This is a genomic window from Gracilibacillus xinjiangensis, assembly GCF_042651765.1.
GTDB lineage: Bacteria > Bacillota > Bacilli > Bacillales > Amphibacillaceae > Gracilibacillus > Gracilibacillus xinjiangensis.
Genome location: NZ_JBHSDT010000004.1, coordinates 620,895 through 640,864, shown reverse-complemented (window position 1 = coordinate 640,864; position 19,970 = coordinate 620,895). Strand labels below are relative to the sequence as shown.

Annotated in this window: 20 protein-coding genes; 1 reads left to right on the top strand and 19 read right to left on the bottom strand. The window is 38.8% G+C overall.

Features of this window, described 5'->3' with window-relative positions; genetic code table 11:
* Window positions 1–68 precede the first annotated feature (68 nt).
* The 12 genes from glyA to ACFOY7_RS07155 all read right to left on the bottom strand — a co-directional run bounded on the left by glyA (window position 69) and on the right by ACFOY7_RS07155 (window position 11,408).
* On the bottom strand, window positions 69–1,307 hold the full coding sequence (gene glyA, locus ACFOY7_RS07210) for a serine hydroxymethyltransferase (RefSeq protein ID WP_390250851.1): 1,239 nt from the start codon (window positions 1,305–1,307) through the stop codon (window positions 69–71).
* Between the two features lie 182 nt (window positions 1,308–1,489).
* Entirely contained in the window at window positions 1,490–2,032 is a 543-nt protein-coding gene (locus ACFOY7_RS07205; protein ID WP_390250849.1) for a TIGR01440 family protein, read from the bottom strand.
* Between the two features lie 25 nt (window positions 2,033–2,057).
* A complete protein-coding gene (gene rpiB / locus ACFOY7_RS07200; RefSeq protein WP_390250847.1) occupies window positions 2,058–2,498 on the bottom strand; it encodes a ribose 5-phosphate isomerase B in 441 nt (146 codons plus the stop codon).
* 33 nt (window positions 2,499–2,531) lie between these two features.
* The gene (locus ACFOY7_RS07195) at window positions 2,532–3,830 is read right to left on the bottom strand and encodes a methyl-accepting chemotaxis protein (protein ID WP_390250845.1); all 1,299 of its coding nucleotides are present in this window, start codon (window positions 3,828–3,830) and stop codon (window positions 2,532–2,534) included.
* A 25-nt stretch (window positions 3,831–3,855) separates the two neighbouring features.
* The gene (locus ACFOY7_RS07190) at window positions 3,856–4,419 is read right to left on the bottom strand and encodes a low molecular weight protein arginine phosphatase (RefSeq protein WP_390250843.1); all 564 of its coding nucleotides are present in this window, start codon (window positions 4,417–4,419) and stop codon (window positions 3,856–3,858) included.
* A 52-nt stretch (window positions 4,420–4,471) separates the two neighbouring features.
* Window positions 4,472–5,017, bottom strand: a complete 546-nt coding sequence (locus tag ACFOY7_RS07185; protein WP_390252058.1) for a manganese efflux pump MntP — start codon at window positions 5,015–5,017, stop codon at window positions 4,472–4,474.
* Between the two features lie 80 nt (window positions 5,018–5,097).
* On the bottom strand, window positions 5,098–6,108 hold the full coding sequence (locus ACFOY7_RS07180) for an L-threonylcarbamoyladenylate synthase (RefSeq protein WP_390250841.1): 1,011 nt from the start codon (window positions 6,106–6,108) through the stop codon (window positions 5,098–5,100).
* A 280-nt stretch (window positions 6,109–6,388) separates the two neighbouring features.
* Window positions 6,389–6,808 (bottom strand): hypothetical protein, encoded by a 420-nt coding sequence (locus ACFOY7_RS07175; protein WP_390250839.1) that lies wholly within the window; start codon window positions 6,806–6,808, stop codon window positions 6,389–6,391.
* Window positions 6,809–6,864: 56 nt separating this feature from the next.
* Complete coding sequence (gene spoIIR, locus ACFOY7_RS07170; RefSeq protein ID WP_390250837.1) at window positions 6,865–7,473, bottom strand: stage II sporulation protein R; 609 nt, start codon at window positions 7,471–7,473, stop codon at window positions 6,865–6,867.
* A 76-nt stretch (window positions 7,474–7,549) separates the two neighbouring features.
* Entirely contained in the window at window positions 7,550–8,425 is an 876-nt protein-coding gene (gene prmC / locus ACFOY7_RS07165) for a peptide chain release factor N(5)-glutamine methyltransferase (RefSeq protein ID WP_390250835.1), read from the bottom strand.
* 1 nt (window position 8,426) lies between these two features.
* The gene (gene prfA / locus ACFOY7_RS07160; RefSeq protein ID WP_390252057.1) at window positions 8,427–9,497 is read right to left on the bottom strand and encodes a peptide chain release factor 1; all 1,071 of its coding nucleotides are present in this window, start codon (window positions 9,495–9,497) and stop codon (window positions 8,427–8,429) included.
* 798 nt (window positions 9,498–10,295) lie between these two features.
* Complete coding sequence (locus ACFOY7_RS07155; protein ID WP_390250833.1) at window positions 10,296–11,408, bottom strand: SDR family oxidoreductase; 1,113 nt, start codon at window positions 11,406–11,408, stop codon at window positions 10,296–10,298.
* 162 nt (window positions 11,409–11,570) lie between these two features.
* On the opposite strand from ACFOY7_RS07155, the gene ACFOY7_RS07150 reads away from it, so the two are divergent.
* A complete protein-coding gene (locus ACFOY7_RS07150; RefSeq protein ID WP_390250831.1) occupies window positions 11,571–11,756 on the top strand; it encodes a type Z 30S ribosomal protein S14 in 186 nt (61 codons plus the stop codon).
* Window positions 11,757–11,830: 74 nt separating this feature from the next.
* Here the strand turns inward: ACFOY7_RS07150 and ACFOY7_RS07145 are convergent, their stop codons facing one another.
* The 7 genes from ACFOY7_RS07145 to ACFOY7_RS07115 form a co-directional block, all read right to left on the bottom strand.
* Window positions 11,831–12,403, bottom strand: coding sequence for a thymidine kinase (locus ACFOY7_RS07145; protein WP_390250829.1), 573 nt, complete (start codon window positions 12,401–12,403; stop codon window positions 11,831–11,833).
* A gap of 248 nt (window positions 12,404–12,651) precedes the next feature.
* Complete coding sequence (locus ACFOY7_RS07140; protein ID WP_390250827.1) at window positions 12,652–12,897, bottom strand: type B 50S ribosomal protein L31; 246 nt, start codon at window positions 12,895–12,897, stop codon at window positions 12,652–12,654.
* A gap of 145 nt (window positions 12,898–13,042) precedes the next feature.
* A complete protein-coding gene (gene rho, locus ACFOY7_RS07135) occupies window positions 13,043–14,326 on the bottom strand; it encodes a transcription termination factor Rho (protein ID WP_390250825.1) in 1,284 nt (427 codons plus the stop codon).
* A gap of 520 nt (window positions 14,327–14,846) precedes the next feature.
* Window positions 14,847–16,133: a UDP-N-acetylglucosamine 1-carboxyvinyltransferase gene (locus ACFOY7_RS07130; RefSeq protein ID WP_390250823.1), complete on the bottom strand. Its 1,287-nt coding sequence runs from the start codon at window positions 16,131–16,133 to the stop codon at window positions 14,847–14,849.
* A 328-nt stretch (window positions 16,134–16,461) separates the two neighbouring features.
* Window positions 16,462–17,316, bottom strand: coding sequence for a class II fructose-1,6-bisphosphate aldolase (fba, locus tag ACFOY7_RS07125; RefSeq protein ID WP_390250821.1), 855 nt, complete (start codon window positions 17,314–17,316; stop codon window positions 16,462–16,464).
* 243 nt (window positions 17,317–17,559) lie between these two features.
* Complete coding sequence (locus ACFOY7_RS07120; RefSeq protein ID WP_390250819.1) at window positions 17,560–17,928, bottom strand: response regulator; 369 nt, start codon at window positions 17,926–17,928, stop codon at window positions 17,560–17,562.
* Window positions 17,929–18,104: 176 nt separating this feature from the next.
* Window positions 18,105–19,703 carry a CTP synthase gene (locus tag ACFOY7_RS07115; protein ID WP_390250816.1) on the bottom strand — a complete coding sequence of 533 codons (1,599 nt, stop codon included), beginning with the start codon at window positions 19,701–19,703 and terminating at the stop codon, window positions 18,105–18,107.
* Window positions 19,704–19,970 lie beyond the last annotated feature (267 nt).

Sequence of the window (19,970 nt, the reverse complement as noted above, 5' to 3'; positions counted from 1 at the left end):
TTTATTCCACACTCTATCTTCCGGTCAATAGAAAAAATCCTCTTGCCAAAAGCAAGAGGATCACCTGTTTATCTTTGATACAAAGGGAATTTCGCTGTTAATGCTGCAACACGCCCGCGTGCTCCTTCTAGCGCTGCTTCATCTTCATGGTTTTTCAATGTAAATGCAATGATTTTCGCTACTTCTTCCATTTCTTCCTCACCGAATCCACGTGAAGTAACTGCTGCTGTACCGACACGCACACCACTTGTTACAAATGGGCTTTCCGGATCGAATGGGATAGTGTTTTTGTTTGTTGTGATGCCTACTTCATCTAATGCCGCTTCTGCATCTTTACCTGTTAAGTTCAATCCGCGGACATCAAGAAGTAATAAGTGATTTTCCGTTCCGCCAGATACGATACGGATACCTTCTGATTGAAGAACTTCACCAAAACGTTTTGCATTTTTAATAATATTTTGACCGTATTCTTTGAAAGATGGTTGTAATGCTTCTTTAAGAGCAACAGCTTTTGCTGCAATAACGTGCATTAACGGGCCACCTTGCATTCCAGGGAATACTGTTTTGTCAATTTGTTTACCGAACTCTTCTTTACATAAAATCATACCACCACGAGGTCCGCGCAATGTCTTATGTGTTGTTGTTGTAACAAAATGGGCATGTGGTACTGGATCTGGATGTAAACCTGTTGCAACAAGACCAGCAATATGCGCCATATCCACCATTAAATATGCGCCAACTTCATCAGCGATTTCACGGAATTTTGCGAAATCAATTTGGCGAGGGTATGCACTGGCACCAGCCACGATCAATTTCGGTTTTACTTCTTTCGCTTTTTCCAAAACAACATCATAATCGATTTGTTCTGTTTCTTCATTGACACCATAGTCAACAAAATTGAACAGCTTTCCGCTAAAGTTAACAGGGCTGCCGTGTGTCAAGTGCCCACCATGGCTTAGGTTCATACCAAGTACCGTATCACCAGGTTCCAAAACAGTAAAGTATACTGCCATATTAGCTTGAGCGCCCGAGTGTGGCTGAACATTCACATACTCAGCACCGAACAATTCTTTCGCACGATTACGAGCTAAATCTTCTGCTACATCCACATGCTCACAGCCACCATAATAACGACGTCCCGGGTAACCTTCTGCATATTTGTTTGTTAAAACAGAACCTTGTGCTTCCATTACCGCTTCCGATACGAAGTTTTCAGATGCGATCAATTCGATTTTATCATTTTGGCGTTTTCTTTCATCTTCCATCGATTGAAAAAGTTCCGGATCAAAGTTTTTCAAGTGTTTCATTATTTGCTTCCCCCTAAACCATTTTGGTGTATTGCTTTCCTCTTTAATATTCGTTATTTCCATAATGTAATACTAAAATAACATGATCCCCAGAAAAATTCTAGACTTTTTTACGAATAAAAAACAAAAAATATGCACCTTCATTCGTAATTAGCATAAAAAGGTGCATATTTCCATTACTATTAACAGTAACTAGCTCTTGGTCCACCAATCAATTTAGGCCTTGTTTTTGCATTATTCACTCTGGCATGACCAACATAACGCTGCTTTAACCGGAGAGGGATAGCCACTTGTTTCAAATGCATACCGATCATTGTCTCCCCAATGTCCATACCTGCATCTGCCTCGATTGCTTCCACAACAACAGGTTCACTCAAATGCTTATAGGCATATGCAGCCATTGAGCCACCAGCTTTTCGTACAGGTACAACAGTGACTTGGTCAAGCCTATGTTCTCGCATTACCTGTTTTTCTAAAACAATGGCTCTGTTTAAATGCTCGCAGCACTGAAATGCTAGTGCAACACCTGTTTTCTCCTGTAACCGCCGGAGTTGCTTGAAAATCATTTCAGCAATCTCTTCACTGCCAGCTGTACCGATGTGCTCACCCGCAACTTCACTTGTCGAACAACCAATTACAAACAGGTCACCTTCTGAAAGGAGATCAAGCGTTAACCACTCATCAACAATCTGCTTTAAGTCTTCTGCCCATTTTTCTAATTGCATCGATCAACTTCCTCTCTCCAGCTGCTTATTTGCTTTCATAGTCTGCTAGTTTACCGATACGATTTGCGTGGCGGCCGCCTTGGAATTCTGTTCCTAACCATGTTTGCACAATCTCTCTTGCAAGCCCCGGTCCGATTACTCGCTCACCCATTGCAAGCATATTGGAATCATTGTGCTCGCGAGTCGCTTTTGCACTAAACACATCATGTACTAATGCGGCACGAACCCCTTTCACTTTGTTAGCAGCAATCGACATTCCGATACCTGTCCCGCAAATTAGAATACCGCGATCAAATTCACCATTTGCCACACGTTCCGCTGCAGGAATTCCATAGTCCGGATAATCTACAGAGTCTGTACAATTACAACCGATATCTTCAAACTCAATGTTTAATTCTTCTAATAATGAAGCAATTTCTTTTGATAAATTAATGCCACCATGGTCTGATGCTAGAATCACTTTCATTGTATTATCTCCTTTTTTCGAAAAAAGTATCGTTTAGCCTAGCTTAAATTGCTCCATTTGAATTTTCAAGTTTTGTGCTTGTTTTTCGAGCCCGATTGCCAAATTTTCTAAATTTTCAGCAAAGTCTGCTTGCTCTTCCATTGTTGCCTGGATCTCTTCAGTACTTGCCGATGTTTCTTCTGCAATTGCCGCAACATTCTGGGATTTAGCCTGAGCTGATTCTATTTCTCTTAACTGATTATCAACTAAACTGGAGATTTCCTTAATAGCATCTGCCACACTATGAATGGAACCGGACATGTTTTCCAACACTTCTGTTGTTTCCTGGCCTTTTGTCATTTCATTACGTGTCTGGTCCACTTGTTCCTGAATATTTCCTACGACATGTTCGACATCTTTTTGCATGCCTTTGATTAAATCTGAAATACTTTGTACCGCTTGTGAGCTTTGATCCGCCAATTTTCGCACTTCTTCCGCAACAACCGCAAAACCTTTTCCTTCTTCACCTGCCCTTGAGGCCTCAATGGATGCATTTAGTGCTAATAAATTCGTTTGTTCACTAATATCTCCAACCAGTGAAATAACATTCTCGACCTCTTTTGCCTTTTGGGAAAGGCGATTTACGTCATCTAATGCATTTTCCTGATTTTCTGCAATATGGAGAATTCCTTGGACAAGTCCATTGATTATTTGGTTCGATTCTGATAGCTGCTTCACCATCTCATTGGATTTCGCTTGTGACTCATCCGCTTTTTCATCTACCTTTGATGCAAGGCGTGTGGAGTTATCAACAGACTCTGCGGTTTGCTGAATTGCTTCAGATGTTTCTTCCGCACCTTGGGAAATTTGTCCGATAGTATCTTCCAATGCTTCTGCCTGCTGTTTCGAACGCGAGGCTGCTTCTTTCATTTTATGGACAGATTCCGTCGTCTCTGATGCATGTTTCCCGATATCTGTCAGAACCTTTTTTAGATGATCAACCATTAATTGAAAGGAGATCGTCAATGCACCTATTTCGTCATTCGTTGTTCTTGGCGGTTCGAAATCCTGATTCAGGTCACCTTCTGCCACTTTTTTCGCAATATCTTTCAGCTTAACTAATGGTTTTGTAATAAACCCTGCCGCGACAAAGGCTAGTACACCTGACCAGAATATTCCCAGAAGCAATACAGCTAACACGTACCATACTTCTGATATTGGAATGACCGGTGTAATGATTGATTGCAAAAAGTAAATAAATACCGCACTTGTGGTGTATGTAACGATTGCTAGAATGGTTGTAAAAATGACTAACTTTAATCGCAGACTTACTCCTTTGCTCTGTTTCCCCATCTTCACGCCTCCCGAATATGACAAATTAACTATCTATATTCTCCAACTTTTCGACTAATATATCAAGGTGTTTTTCTAATTCGTCACATGTTTTTTGGTAAATAGAGACGTTTGACCCAAATGGATCTGAAATATCGGTATCACTAATTTTTTCTTCTAATTGTTCGATTTTATCCATAATGAATAGCCGTTCCTCCGTATCGGCACCCAATTTTACTTCTTCCAATTTGGCATATGCTTGTTTCAATTGTTGCCATATTGACTCAAATGCAGGGTTCGTAAACTCTTTTAATGTAAAAATACGCTCACCACGTTCTGGAAACATATGTTTCAGACTGTCTCTGTGTCCAGCAGTCATTGTTAAAATTAAATCAGCCCACTCCATCAACTCATGGTTCACCTGTTTTGACTGATGATTAAGGGATATACCCTTGTCCCGCAATACTTCCATTGTTGCTTCAGATGCCGGGAATCCATCTGCCGCCATGATCCCAGCTGATTTCACCTCATGGTTTGTCTTATGTTTTAACATCGCTTCAGCCATTGGGCTTCTGCATGTATTTCCTGTACAAATAAATAAAATTCTCATCGATTCGTCATGCCTCCATCATATATTCTCATTTAAGCATATCATATATCGATCAGAATAGAATATTCAAGCCAAATCCGAACAGGATACAGCCACCCAGTATTTCACTGTATGTTCCAAGTAAATGGTGTGTTTTCCTGCCAATCAGTAAGGCTGTCCAAGTTAAAACAGCGCTGAATATGCCAAACAAACTAATGGCAAGGACTGTAGCTAACCCTGATAATCCTAAGGAAAGCCCTACAGAAAAACTGTCAAGACTAACAGTAAATGCAAAGACAAACAGTCCGAAACCCACTGGTGCTAATAATTGATTTTCTTTGTTCAGAATAGTGTTTAAAATCATCTGAATGCCAATCGCGCATAATAGCAGTCCTGCACCTAATATGGCAATCCCTTCAATTTTATTCGAAATGTATGTACCGAGAATTAATCCAATAAAGGGCATAAGGATATGAAAAACTCCTACTGTAAGCCCGATAATAAAAATCCTTTTTAACCGGATTGCTTGCATTCCAATTCCTAACCCTACTGAAAAGGCATCCATTCCTAATGCAAACGCCATAATTACAATGGAGAATAAATCTCCTAACGGTAACATTGCCACAATTAAATAGCCCCCTTCGCTGGACATGCATCTTCTTTCTATGCATATGCATTCCGCAAGGGGGATATGTGTAACTATTTATCGCTGATTTGATCTGTAGCTGCCTTCGTTAATCGGTTCATAATTGCTTGGCCAATGCCTCTGTCAGGAAAGGTTTCTGCTAATATAATATCCACATCTGCTTTTTTGAAAAATCGTAAAGCTTCATATAAATTACCTGCAATTTCGTTTAAGTCGTCCCTTGATCCACATCGGTACAGGTTGTTTGTTTCAATACAGCTTGCTAATTCATCACTTGCAATCACCGCAACTTTTTTTCCTTCATTTGTGAAATGATTTATTTGCTGTTGAAAAAACAGAGGATCCCCATTAATTAAATACATTGGTGCTTCCGGTTCGTAATGATTATATTTCATTCCAGGCGCTTTCGGTTTATCCGTTTCCTGCTTGACTGGTTTTTCTACAATCCCAGTTATTGCTTCAATTTCTTCTGCTGTCACACCGCCAGGTCTTAATATCACAGGAGTCTTCCCCGTGCCGTCAACAACAGTTGATTCCAAACCAACCCCTGTTGCTCCACCATCAATAATTCCAGCTATTCTACCTGTCAGATCTTCCGCAACATGGTTAGCTTTCGTCGGACTTGGCTTCCCGGAAATATTGGCACTAGGTGCAGCGATCGGAAGTCCTGTCTCTTGAACAAAAGCACGTCCAATCGGATGGTTCGGGATCCTTATCGCGATAGTCTCCAAACCTGCTGTCACTGTTGGTGCAATCTTTCCATTGCTTTTCAGAATAATCGTAAAAGGCCCTGGCATAAAGTTGTCGATCATTTTTTCTGCAAGCGGCGGGATTTCTGTAACTAACTCTTTGATTTGGCTTTTATCTGCCACATGGACGATCAGCGGATTGTCAGAAGGCCTTCCTTTTGCTTGGTATATTTTCTGTACTGCTTCTTCATTGGTTGCATCAGCACCAAGTCCATAAACCGTTTCTGTTGGAAAGGCGATTAGCTCTCCTCGTTTAACTTGTTCAGCCGCTTCCTGTAATGCTTGTTGATCCGAACTGTATCTTTTTGTTTCCATTTCTATCCCTCGATTTTAATATGTTCTAGTGCTTATTATGGATGGATTTCTGTGAATGTGCAAGTTTCTATGAAAGATCGATGGATGTGGGCAGAGTTATTACTCTTCGTAGCAAATGAGGGATTTTCTTCATTTTCAATGTCTTTTTCGTGTTTTGGCATTGAAAACCCTCTAAATGCCTTTTCCCTCCCCGTGCAAATTTATTAAAATAAAAAACTGTGGATATCTTCGATCTTATCCACAGTTTTTTATTTTTTATTCACATCCACTTAATATCTTGTTAATAAGTGCTGCATTTATCCACAATTAATGTGTTGTTTATCCACCAGGTTCCTTCTAAAATATTGCTCGGTCCATGTTTTGCTTGTTGATAACCTAATTGACTTAGTAAATCATTGACAGCATCTGATTTACTGTGAATAAATAATTGATTTGCACCATAGTTTGTTGTCAGCTGTTCCGCTGATTGGATAATCATCATTGGTAATGTAATTGGTGCACCTTGCTTAATAACGAATGCTCTTAACCAGTAACTGACCTTATCAACAGGAAAGAGGGCAAAGAAAGCAATTACTTCTTGTTTATCATAGAGGAAATACCCATATTGCTTCATTTCTGTTTCGTTAATTAATGCAGTTTCCGAACCGAAGAAGTCAGTAAAAGCTTTGTCTGATAGCGAATTAGTTGCTTGTAAATTCAAAATCTATCACCTCTATTAAAATATATATACTATATTCTATGAAACAAAGGATAGATTTATGCTAATGACCGAAACCATTCCAAAAAGAAAAATGTATATTTTACTTCTTCTTCCTCTTCCGGTCCCATTTCTTTTTCTTCCGCCTCTTCTTCTGCTGCTTCTACTGTTGTCCCAAAGGAAAAATCCAGAAAACACAATGGAGGGAAGACAACACACCACCAATTAGAACCTTCCCCTTCCCCTAGTGTTACCAAAATCGCTTCATATTCCCCTTCCGGATATAAATAATCTCCATATAATTTCGTTGGGAATGTTACATTTTTACTGTATTCCACTGTATAGGACTGTTTCGCATCCTGACTCACTAACACGTTATCCACAATGGCCTCAATGTCGGTGATTCGCGAAGCAATCAACGAACGGGCTTCCTCGATATCATCCATCTGTTCCACCCATTTTGTTACCTCTTCATTGATCGCATCCCGCACCATATGTTTTAATGCTTGATCTTGTTCCTGATCACTGTTTGCAAGAATACGAAGGCGGATCGCATCATCCGGTATAACCTGCATAGAGGTGTTCATCGATTCCGAACTGGATATTTTTTGTGGAAAAAAACCTATTATTAAAAAAATTAGGACAGCCAATAAAAAAAGTTTTCGCATCATCATTTCCCCCTGTAACTTAATCTTTCTTAGTCACAGTGTGGACAACTACGAAAACTTTTAAACAATTAATCAATTATTTTTTGTTTTCTACTTCTGCGAGTACCACACGATCCTTGCCATTAATGTCTTTTAACACTTGAACATTACTATTTGGAAAAGTATTGTGGATAAGTGCTGATACAGACTCGCCTTGTTGGTAACCAATTTCAAATGCCACCATTGCTTTATCTTTCAAAACATATTTCGCTTGTTTCACTACAGTGTCGTATGCCAATAATCCATTGTTTTCTGCAAAGAGCGCTAACTCTGGATCGAAGTTTTTTACCGTATCATCCATCTGTTCGATCTCTTTGCGGTCAATATATGGTGGATTAGATACAAGGACATCTAATTTTATGCCATGATCAATCAATGGTGTTAAGAAATCACCTTGAAAAAATTCGATGGAGGCATGTAAGCTGCCCGCATTTTCTTTCGCTATGTTTAAGGCCAAATCGGAAATGTCTGTTGCATACAGCTTATCCACACGATTCCCTAACTCTAAAGCTAATGTAATCGCAATAATTCCACTGCCTGTTCCCACATCGGCACAGGTAAGATTTTTTATCTCCTTACTCTCAACCGCTTTGATCACATGGTCAACTAATTCCTCTGTTTCAGGTCTTGGGATAAGCACATTGGAATTAACTTTAAATGTTCGGCCGAAGAAAATTTCTTCACCGGTTAAATGCTGAACAGGGATTCCAGTCAGTGCATGTTGTTCGATTTTTGCCTTATAGGAGCTGAACGTTTCTGACGTCATCTTATCGCGTAAGCTGCTGATTAGTTGAGCCTTTGTCAGGTTTAACTCCTTTATTATCAGGATCTCTGCAACTTTGGGCTCACGGGATGCGTTTTCTAAAAAAGAAGAAGCCCATTTCAGAGCTTCGTAAATAGTCGGTGCTGTCATATTATTCCCCGATTTGTTCCATTTTGTGTGCTTGTTCTTCAATAATCAGTGCATCAATCACTTCTGAGAGCTTTCCTTCAAGGATCTGGTCAAGCTTCTGGATTGTCAGTCCGATGCGGTGATCTGTGACACGGTTTTGCGGGAAATTGTATGTGCGGATACGTTCAGAACGGTCTCCTGTACCTACTGCTGATTTCCTTGTCTGGTCATATTCCGCTTGTGCTTCCTGTTGGAACTTATCATAAATTCTGGCACGAAGTACTTTCATTGCTTTTTCTTTGTTCTTAATTTGTGATTTTTCGTCCTGGATCGATACAACAATTCCTGTAGGCATGTGTGTTAAACGTACTGCAGACATTGTTGTATTAACACTTTGTCCACCTGGTCCGCTTGATGCAAATGTATCGACACGGATATCTTTTTCATGAATGTCTACTTCCACTTCTTCCGCTTCCGGCATAACAACAACTGTTGCTGTTGATGTATGGATACGGCCGCCTGATTCCGTTTCCGGAACACGCTGTACACGGTGGGCGCCATTTTCGAATTTGAGCTTGGAATAGGCACCATTTCCACTAATCATAAATACGATCTCTTTATACCCGCCAACACCTGTTGTGCTTGAATCCATGACATCGATCTTCCAGCCTTCAGATTCTGCAAAACGGGAATACATACGGAAAAGGTCTCCAGCAAATAGTGCTGCTTCGTCACCGCCTGCTGCACCGCGAACTTCCATAATAACGTTTTTGTCATCATTCGGATCTTTTGGTAATAATAATACTTTTAATTTAGCTTCCAGTTCTTCTTTTTGTTCCGAAAGTTCGGTGATTTCCATTTTGGCCATTTCACGCATTTCCTCATCCAGATCATCTTCCAGCATAGCTTTGGCATCATCTAATTGTGCGGTAATATCTTTATATTCACGATATGCAGTGATCACATCTTGCAAATCGGATTGTTCTTTGGAATATTCACGTAACTTCTTGGAATCATTTATTACTTCCGGATCACTCAATAGTTCATTTAACTTATCATAACGCGCTTCTAACGATTCTAATCGATCTAACACGTTCTCCACCTCTTTCTCATCTTCAGACAGTAAGTACATTATATTATAGGAAAGGGAATCGCGTCAAAGAACTCTTTCATTTATGTAAAAGTTCTCTAATCCATGGCTGATCATTTTATATGATAATCTAATTGCCTCCAGGGTTTCTTTTCATTGGCTTTTTGGCATTTAGAATGCTCTTTAATGCCTACGAAGTTTCTTTTCATTGGCTTCTTGGCATTCAGAATGCCTTTCAATGCCTACGGAACTTCTTTTCATTGGCTTTTTGGCATTCAGAATGCGTTTCAATGCCTACGGAACTTCTTTTCATTGGCTTTTTGGCATTCAGAATGCGTTTCAATGCCTACGGAATTTCTTTTCATTGGCTTCTTGGCATTCAGAATGCGTTTCAATGCCTACGGAGTTTCTTTTCATTGGCTTCTTGGCATTTAGAATGCGTTTCAATGCCTACGGAGTTTCTTTTCATTGGCTTCTTGGCATTCAGAATGCCTTTCAATGCCTACGGAGTTTCTTTTCATTGGCTTCTTGGCATTCAGAATGCCTTTCAATGCCTACGGAGTTTCTTTTCATTGGCTTCTTGGCATTCAGAATGCGTTTCAATGCCTACGGAACTTCTTTTCATTGGCTTTTTGGCATTTACATCACTCCTAAATGCCTCCAACTCTTCTTTTCCTTACATCTTGGCATTTACACTGCTTTATAATGTACATCAGAAAGACCGAACGAATTCGAATGATTAGTAAATAATCGAATTGTTCGGTCTTTTATCATGACAGTATTTCCCTGTCAGGTTTATCTCTAACGATTTATTTTCTTCTTCTTCATTGATGAACAAGCTAATGCTGCCCCGCCTACAAGCGCTAGTGTGAGCATAGGACGTTTACTTGCTTTCACATACATACTGTTAGAACGCATCCATCCATGATTTGTTCCTCTTTCATGCAGACCATACCCTTTGTGATACAGGGAACTCTCTTCCGTAGAATTAGATGGTCTATTGTCATGCTGTGTAGGGTATAGATACCATTCTGCCAGTTTATCCGTAAATCTAGGGAACAGTGCACCAACAAGTTCGAACAATTTAGCCTGTGACCCGATATACATATCTCTTTTCGGATTTGCTGCAGCATACAGGATGGATTCTGCCACAGCATCTGGTGGATAGATCATCCCTTTGTGTGTCGGCTGTTTATCTAAATAGCTTCTGGCATGTTCATTATATGGTGTATCTATTCTGCCGGGATGAATTAATGTAACAGATACAGGCGCATTCTCTTTCTCAAGTTCCATCCTTAAATTATCTGTCCATCCATGTACCGCAAATTTGGAAGCTGAATAGGTAGATTGAAGAACGGTTCCTCGGCCGCCAAAGAGACTTCCCACATTAATCAAGGCACCAGGGACTCCTCTTTCTTTAAAATGTTCTACGGCAGCTTTCGATCCATATACAACCCCCCAAAAGTTTGTTTCAAACATACGCTGCATATCTTCTGTACTAACATCCATTGCATGTCCATAGATCGATACACCCGCATTGTTTACCCATGTATCAAATCTACCATACTCACTTTTTGCTGCTTCTGCTAGATTTTTTACATCTTCTTCCTTCCCTACATCTGCCTTAACATAGATAGCGGAATGTCCTTCTTCTCGTAATTCTTCCACCAGTTGTTGCAATGCTTCCCCATTTCTTGCTGCCAGAACCAGTTTAGCTCCTTGCGCTGCAGCCTTTCTTGCCGTAACTAATCCTATCCCGCTCGATGCACCAGTGATGACAATCACTTGATCTTTGATTTCCTTCAACTTGATATTTCTCTTCCTATTCGTTTTTGTATTCTCTAGTTCTGTTGTAGAAGTCTTCCCTGCTTTTGTTAGATTCTGGCTATTTTGTTTCAACTGATTTTGTACCATAGAATCTCTCCCTTTTCGATGTTTTATTCTACAACCCACCATTGAATAATGATAAATTGAATTCCATTATTTACATTCCCTCTTTTTATAAAATTATGCTAGATTTTTCGTGAAACTATGTTATAATACTCATCCAACAATTTATTATAAGGAGGTTGTCGCATGGCAAGGAAAGCTTTAGTTATTAAACATCAAAAGCCTCAAAAATTTCAAGTTCGTGAATACACTCGTTGTAAACAGTGCGGCAGACCACATAGTGTTATAAAAAAATTCCAATTATGTCGAATCTGTCTTCGCGAATTTGCATATAAAGGGCAAATTCCTGGATTAAAAAAAGCAAGCTGGTAAAATAATTTATCAATTTTTATATATTCAAAAAAGCCTTGGTAATTACCAGGGCTTTTTTTATGTAAATCCAGAAGTTATAGTGGTGGATTTGCGTGACATTTCCGACATACTGGATAATAGGTATCATTGCCGCCGATATGAATTTGTTCTCCAGTATATACAGGCTTACCTTCTTCATTTACACGTAAATTCATCATAGCTTTTTTCTCACAAAACCAGCATATTGTTTTCATTTCCTCAATCTTATCTGCATAAAGCAGGAAGTACTTACTTCCTTCAAATAATTCATTTCGAAAATCATTCTTTAGACCAAATCCCATTACAGGAATGTCTAATTCATCCACAATCTTTGTTAATTCGAGCACATGATGTTTGTATAAAAACTGTGCTTCATCTACAAGGACACAATACGGCTTCTGTTTACTATTTTGAACAACCTCAAACAGGTTGGTTTCTTCAAAGATTGGCAGTGCCTTTTGACGGAGTCCAATACGACTGGACACATAGCCGATCTCATCACGGTCATCCATTCCTGACGTAAAAATCAAAACAGGTTTGTTCTGCTCCTCATAGTTGTGCGCTACCTTTAATATTTCAATTGATTTCCCACTATTCATTGCACCATACTTAAAATACAATTGTGCCAATTTTTCCTTTCCCCTCTCTCCATTCCACACACATTTTTACATTATAAAGGGTATGAATGAAAAATTACAGTCCAAAGTTACTTTTATCCTTACTAGAAAAGAAAGTTTTATACATACAGGCTTGGTAAAGTTTTATGCTCTGTAGGTGTTTTAACTCTTTCCCATTAAAAAACAGGCAAATCTCATAGGATTTGCCTGTTTTGATCGGATATTGTATCCCGTTAGTGTTTGTTCTAGAAAAATATACCTTAGCCAAGGTTGTATTTTTTCTTGAAACGATCCACACGTCCACCGACTTTATCAGCTTTTTGCTTACCAGTATAGAACGGGTGTGAAGCTGAGCTGATCTCTACACGGATTAATGGGTAAGAATTACCATCTTCCCACTCAATTGTTTCGTCAGATGTTTTTGTAGATCCGCCTAGAAATTTGTAGTCAGAGCTTGTATCAAGAAATACAACTTTATGGTATTCCGGATGAATGCCTTGTTTCATGTCTGTCCACTCCTTTTGCCCTGAATCCTTAAGAAACAGAGTTTAATTAATGCGATAAACGCATTTTTTCATACAGATGAATTATATCAATCTAGCCAATGGAATGCAAGAGGTAATTAAATATATTTATAATTACAGAATATACTTATTTCTTCGCAGTTCCTTTTCGTTTCATCTCACTTTCCAGCACTCCAAGAAATTCTTCGTTGTTTTTCGTTGAACGAAGCTTACGTAAGAAGCGTTCTAAGAAATCTGGGGAGTCTTGCATACTTTTACGAATTGCCCACATTTTATCCAGATGCGGTTTGGATAATAACAGTTCTTCTTTTCTCGTACTTGAACGCAGAATATCAATGGCAGGGAATATACGGCGTTGGGCTAAATTACGATCAAGATGTAATTCCATATTCCCTGTCCCTTTAAACTCTTCATAAATGACATCATCCATACGTGAGCCTGTTTCGACTAAGGCTGTAGCTAAAATGGTAAAACTTCCGCCATCTTCAATATTACGTGCTGCACCAAAGAAACGTTTCGGGCGGTGGAATGCTGCCGGGTCAATACCACCTGACAGTGTACGGCCACTTGGCGGGATGACTAGGTTATAGGCACGGGCAAGTCTTGTAATGCTATCCATTAATACGACAACATCCTTCTTGTGCTCCACAAGGCGCATTGCTCTTTCCAGTACCAATTCTGCCACTTTAATATGATTTTCAGGAACTTCATCAAATGTCGAACTTACTACATCAACATTTTCTGCTACAGATCGTTCAATATCTGTTACTTCCTCAGGTCTTTCATCAACTAATAAAATAATTAATTTCGTGTTTGGATGATTTGCAGCAATACTGTTTGCAATTTGCTTTATCAGCATCGTCTTCCCTGCTTTTGGCGGGGCAACAATCAATCCACGTTGACCGTAACCTACCGGTGTCAGCAAGTCCATAATTCTTGTTGAAATTTGCTTCGTTTCTGTTTCTAAATTCATTAGACGATCAGGATATAATGGCGTTAATGCAGGGAAATGCACTCGTTCCTTGGCCGCTTCCGGATCTTCACCGTTTACTGCATCCACATGCAGCAATCCATAATAACGCTCATTTTCTTTTGGTGGGCGAACTTTCCCAGATACCTTGTCCCCATTACGTAAATCAAAACGGCGAATCTGAGAGGCAGAAATATAAATATCTTCCGCACTAGGTGAATAGTTTATTGGACGTAAGAAACCAAATCCTTCTGTCGGGATAATTTCTAAAATACCATCCATAAATAGATAGCCGCTTTTCTCTGCTTGTGCTTTTAAAATGGCGAAAATTAATTCTTTTTTTGTTAATTTTGCATAATAAGACACTTTAAATTCCCTTGCTTTCGCATAAAGGTCTTTTAATGTCATCTGTTCTAATTCCGATATCGTTACTTCACTCACAAAATCACCACACCTATATTTATTTAAATTTATCTATAAAACGGTTCCATCCTCAACTTTTACCTAAATGATAAAAACTGGATAAATCATTGATTATACCCATATAATAAGGAACCTGGTATATCATTTATTTTCATTCTACTTTCTTTATTGGTCTAACAATGCTTGGAAACTCAAAAAAGGAGTACCGAGATTATTGGATTAATCTCAAGAAGAGTATGAGATGGAAGCTAATATTCACCTTCATGTAAGGAAAGCGATGAATCATTTTATGTGGATATATATCCTTATTATATACTACATGGTTCGGGTTAGATATTCAACAAATATCTTAAAAAATTCATTCACCCATCTTCCTGGTGAAAAAAAACTACTTGAAACAGACCATTTTTCTCTAACCTTAGGAGAATAGGAGGCTGTGCTACATTGGAATCACACACACGAAAAAAATGCTGGTTTATGCCCTATCCCTTTTCCCGAAAAAAATCACCCTCATAGCGAAAATGAAGGTGATTTACCATCACATATTTTGCACTTGTTTCATTTCTGACTCTGACATATCTTCACGCCAAATATTCGCACCAAGGCAGGATAATTTCTCAGTTATTTGTGAGTAGCCGCGATCAATATGTTCTAACCCTGTTATTTCCGTAATTCCTTTTGCCATCAACCCTGCAACAATTAGAGCCGCACCTGCTCTTAAATCACTTGCTTTTACTTTTGCCCCTTCTAATTGGACAGGACCTGTTACAATGGCAGATCCGCCTTCGACTTTAATTTGACCATTCATTCTTCTTAATTCATCGATATGTTTAAAACGCGCTTGATAGATTGTATCTGTGACAACACTGGTACCTTCCGCTTTGGTTAACAGGGAGGTAAACGGCTGCTGCAGATCTGTCGGAAATCCGGGGTGAACAAGTGTCTTAATATCAACACTTTTCAATGGACCGCCTCGATGAACAAGTAATTGTTCTTCCCCTTCTTCGATTTGCACACCCATCTCCCTTAACTTTGCCAACAGTGGCTCTAAGTGCTGTGGTATAACATTATCAATGAGAACTTTTTCCCCTTGAGCTGCTGCCATAATCGTGTAGGTTCCTGCCTCAATTCTGTCAGGAATAATTGTATGCATACATCCCGTAAGTTCCTGGACGCCCTCAATCCGGATCACGTCAGTACCTGCGCCTTTGATCTTGGCACCCATACTTGTAAGTAATGTTGCCACATCAATAATTTCCGGCTCTCTCGCAGCATTCTCGATAATTGTCTTTCCTTTGGCTTTAACGGCTGCCAGCATAATATTAATAGTTGCACCAACACTGACAACGTCTAAGTAAATACGGGCACCTTTTAATTCATCTGCACGTAAATAGATCGCACCTTGTTCATTTGTAACCTTTGCACCAAGTGCTTCAAATCCCTTGATATGCTGGTCAATGGGACGTGGACCTAAATAACATCCGCCAGGCAATCCGATAACAGCTTCTTTAAATCGACCAAGCATTGCTCCCATAAAATAATAAGAAGCCCGCAATTTCTTTACACGTCCGTTCGGTAATGGCATTGCTGTCATATGCTCCGGATCGATATGTAGTGTTTGTCCACGCTTTTCTACTGTCCCGCCGATTTCTTCTAATAAATGACTTAAAGTATCCACATCCGAGATATCAGGTAACCCTTCAATAATAACTTTGGAGTCGGCTAAAATGGAAGCTGGCAATAAAGCAACCGCACTATTTTTCGCACCACTTATTCTCACTTTTCCATTTAATAAGTGTCCACCCTCGATAAGCAACTTTTGCATCCACAATCCCTCTCTTTTCAAAGGTAATTACATTAACGATCATTTCGTTCGTCATATTTTCCATCTATAGTTTATACTTCTTTGCCAAATTCATGCAATTTATCCTTCAAATAATACAATCATAATTATTATAACTCAAGTAACATTAGAATAACACCAATAGTTTTTTTACATATGGAAAGCACAGGACAAATATGACGAATGGAATAAAAGGAATGATGTTAAATCACAATAGTTGTGATAGGAACAGAATCAATTATGATTCAAAAAACTCTTATAATATAAAAAAACTGCACCTAATTAACTCAGGAGCAGTTTTACTATATTCTTATGCTTTATTTGAAGAACCGAATTCACGCATTTTACCGATTACTGTATCTTTAATCGCATCACGGCTTGGTCCTAAGTATTTACGCGGGTCAATCATGTTTGGATTTGCTGCTAATACTTCGCGAACTACTTTTGTCTGTTGAATTTGGTTTTCCGTGTTTACATTGATTTTAGAAGTACCGTAAGAGATAGCTTTTTGGATATCTTTTAACGGGATACCAGTTCCACCGTGAAGTACTAGTGGTACACCTGCAACTGTATTGATTTCTTCCATTTCTTTAAAGCCTAAGTTCGGCTCCCCTTGATAAGAACCGTGTACAGAACCTAATGCTGGTGCAAGACAATCAATTCCAGTACGTTCAACCAGCTCTTTACATTCGTTCGTGTCGGCATACATGATACCACCAGTTACACCGTCTTCCTCGCCACCTACTGTTCCAAGTTCTGCTTCAACAGATACACCATGGAAATGTGCAAGTTCTACTACTTTAGAAGTTACCGCAACATTTTCATCAAACGGATCATGTGAAGCATCAATCATTACAGAAGTGAAACCTGCATGAATTGCTTTCGCACACGCTTCAAAGCTTGAACCGTGATCTAAGTGGATTGCTACAGGCACTGTTGTACCTTGTGCTTCCATTGTTGCTTTAACCATTGCTACGACAACATTGAAACCACCCATGTATTTCCCAGCACCTTCAGATACACCAAGAATTACCGGAGATTTTTCTTCTTCTGCTGCTTGAAGAATTGCTTGTACATATTCTAAGTTGTTGATGTTAAATTGACCGACAGCATAACCATTTTTGTTTGCATTAATAAGCATATCTTTCATTGATTCTAATGCCATTTGTGTTTCCTCCTTTAAGGTATGTATTAGAAAACTTAGCTTATCGACAAGTATTTATCGCGAAGCCTCGCTTCATTTTTACTACCTGAACTGGTAGTATAGAGAATATTCGTATAACAACCGATCAGCTTTGATTGATTGCATCCATTAATAGAATACCAATTACTAACGAAAGGTGCAACAATACAAAACGAAGAAAGCGGTTGCTAGGTAAAATTTCTGCAATATTTTTGCTTAATCTAATTATTTTTTCCCATCTATGATATCTTTTACCATTATTCTTATCTCATTCAATTGAAATGGTTTCCCTATCACAGCATTTACAATGGCATAATGCTTCATCTTCTCTTCCGCCCGTTCAGGTAAACCACTCATTACAATAATCGGTATTTCTATTTCCTTTTCTACTAATTGTTTTACTAAAGCGTGTCCATCAATAATTGGCAGTTTATAATCCAGCATGATAAGATCTGGTTGAGCTGCATCAATTTTATCTAACGCTTCTTGACCATTCATGGCTAATTCCACTTGGTATCCTTCCTGGGTTATTACTTCTTCTAGCAGCAGTCGAATTCCTATTTGATCATCAACAACTAGCACTGTTTTCGACATAGTATGTAGCCCTCTCTTTCATTATGTAAAAATATATATTTTATCTATTTCGCTATATTTAGCGAAAATTCCTGCAAAAAACGGAAAACTTTTAGTAAGAAATGCCTACCAATCTAGGGGGGATTAAAAGAAAAACAGCGGTATAAATGCTTATACCGCTGTTATTGATTATTATTTTATTTTTCTACTGTTGCACCAATGAACCCTTTAAACAATTGTTGTGGTCTTGTTGGTCGGGATTTAAATTCCGGGTGAAATTGTGATGCAATAAACCAAGGGTGATCTGCAATCTCAATTGTTTCTACAAGCTTCTCGTCAGGACTTGTTCCAGAGAAAATAAATCCGTTCTCTTCCATTTGCTGACGATATTGATTATTAAATTCAAAACGGTGGCGATGACGTTCGTAAACAATATCTTCATTTTCATACACTTCTTTTGTCTTTGTACCATCTTTCAGGCGGCAAGGATAGATACCAAGTCTTAACGTACCACCCATATCGGAAATGTCTTTTTGTTCTGGAAGCAAATCGATAATTGGGTATTTTGTTAATGGATCGATTTCTGCAGAATGGGCACCATCTAATCCTAATACATTACGAGCAAACTCCACTGTTGCAAGTTGCATACCTAAGCAAATGCCAAAGAAAGGAACTCTGTTCTCTCGCGCAAAGCGGATTGCTTCAATCTTCCCTTCAATACCACGATCACCAAATCCGCCTGGTACTAATATTCCATCAACATCAGCTAATTCCTTTTCAACATTATCACTGGATAGTTTCTCCGCATTTACCCACTTCACTTCTACATCTGCATCATGTGCGAAGCCTGCATGTTTTAAGGCTTCTACAACAGAAATATAAGCATCTGGCAGTTCCACATACTTTCCGACTAATCCAATCGTCACTTTTTTCGACAGGTTTAATACACGCTCCACTAACTCATTCCATTCCGTCATATCCGCTTGTCCGCACTCAAGACCGAAGTGGTCACATGTTAATTGGTCCAGGTTTTGTTCCTGCATTGCCAACGGGACATGGTAAAGTGTATCAGCATCACCGGACTCAATAACAGCCTTCTCATCAATATCACAGAAAAGGGCAATCTTTTCTTTCATTTCTTGACTGATTTGATGTTCTGTTCTTAAAACAATAACGTCTGGTTGAATACCTAATGAACGTAATTCTTTCACACTGTGTTGTGTTGGTTTTGTTTTTAATTCACCTGCTGCTTGAATATATGGAACTAACGTACAATGAATGTACATAACATTTTCCCGGCCAATATCACTTTTAATTTGTCTTATTGCTTCAATGAATGGGAGGGATTCGATATCTCCGACAGTACCGCCGATTTCTGTTATTACAATATCTGCATTCGTTTGCTTTCCAGCTTGGAATACTTTATCTTTAATTTCATTTGTAATATGCGGAATTACTTGGACCGTTCCACCTAAGTAATCTCCACGACGTTCTTTTTTGATGACAGTGGAATAAATTTTACCTGTCGTAATATTGCTGTATTGGTTTAAATTAATATCGATGAATCGCTCGTAGTGTCCAAGATCTAAATCCGTTTCCGCTCCATCATCTGTTACGAAAACCTCTCCATGCTGATATGGACTCATCGTTCCAGGATCCACATTAATATATGGATCGAATTTCTGAATCGTTACTTTTAATCCTCTATTTTTCAGCAAACGCCCTAAGGATGCTGCTGTAATCCCTTTTCCAATGGAAGACACAACACCACCAGTTACAAAGATATATTTAGTCACACTAATCCCTCTTTCTTTTTTAGTAGCTTTTTTTTATAATTAGCTTCCTATGGAAAAACATACGAAGCGGTAAGGCTTTGATTTCGAATAATAAAAGTCAGTAGAATTTCGTTTTACTAATATTATCATCCATAACATATGATAAATTCAGCATAAAAATAAAAAAGCGCTCCCCTTGTAGCAGGGGAACGCTATATTATCCATTAAATTATGGAGCCCAAGTAAAATTGTACTCAGATCAGATTAGAAAGTCAAGTATGATTTCTC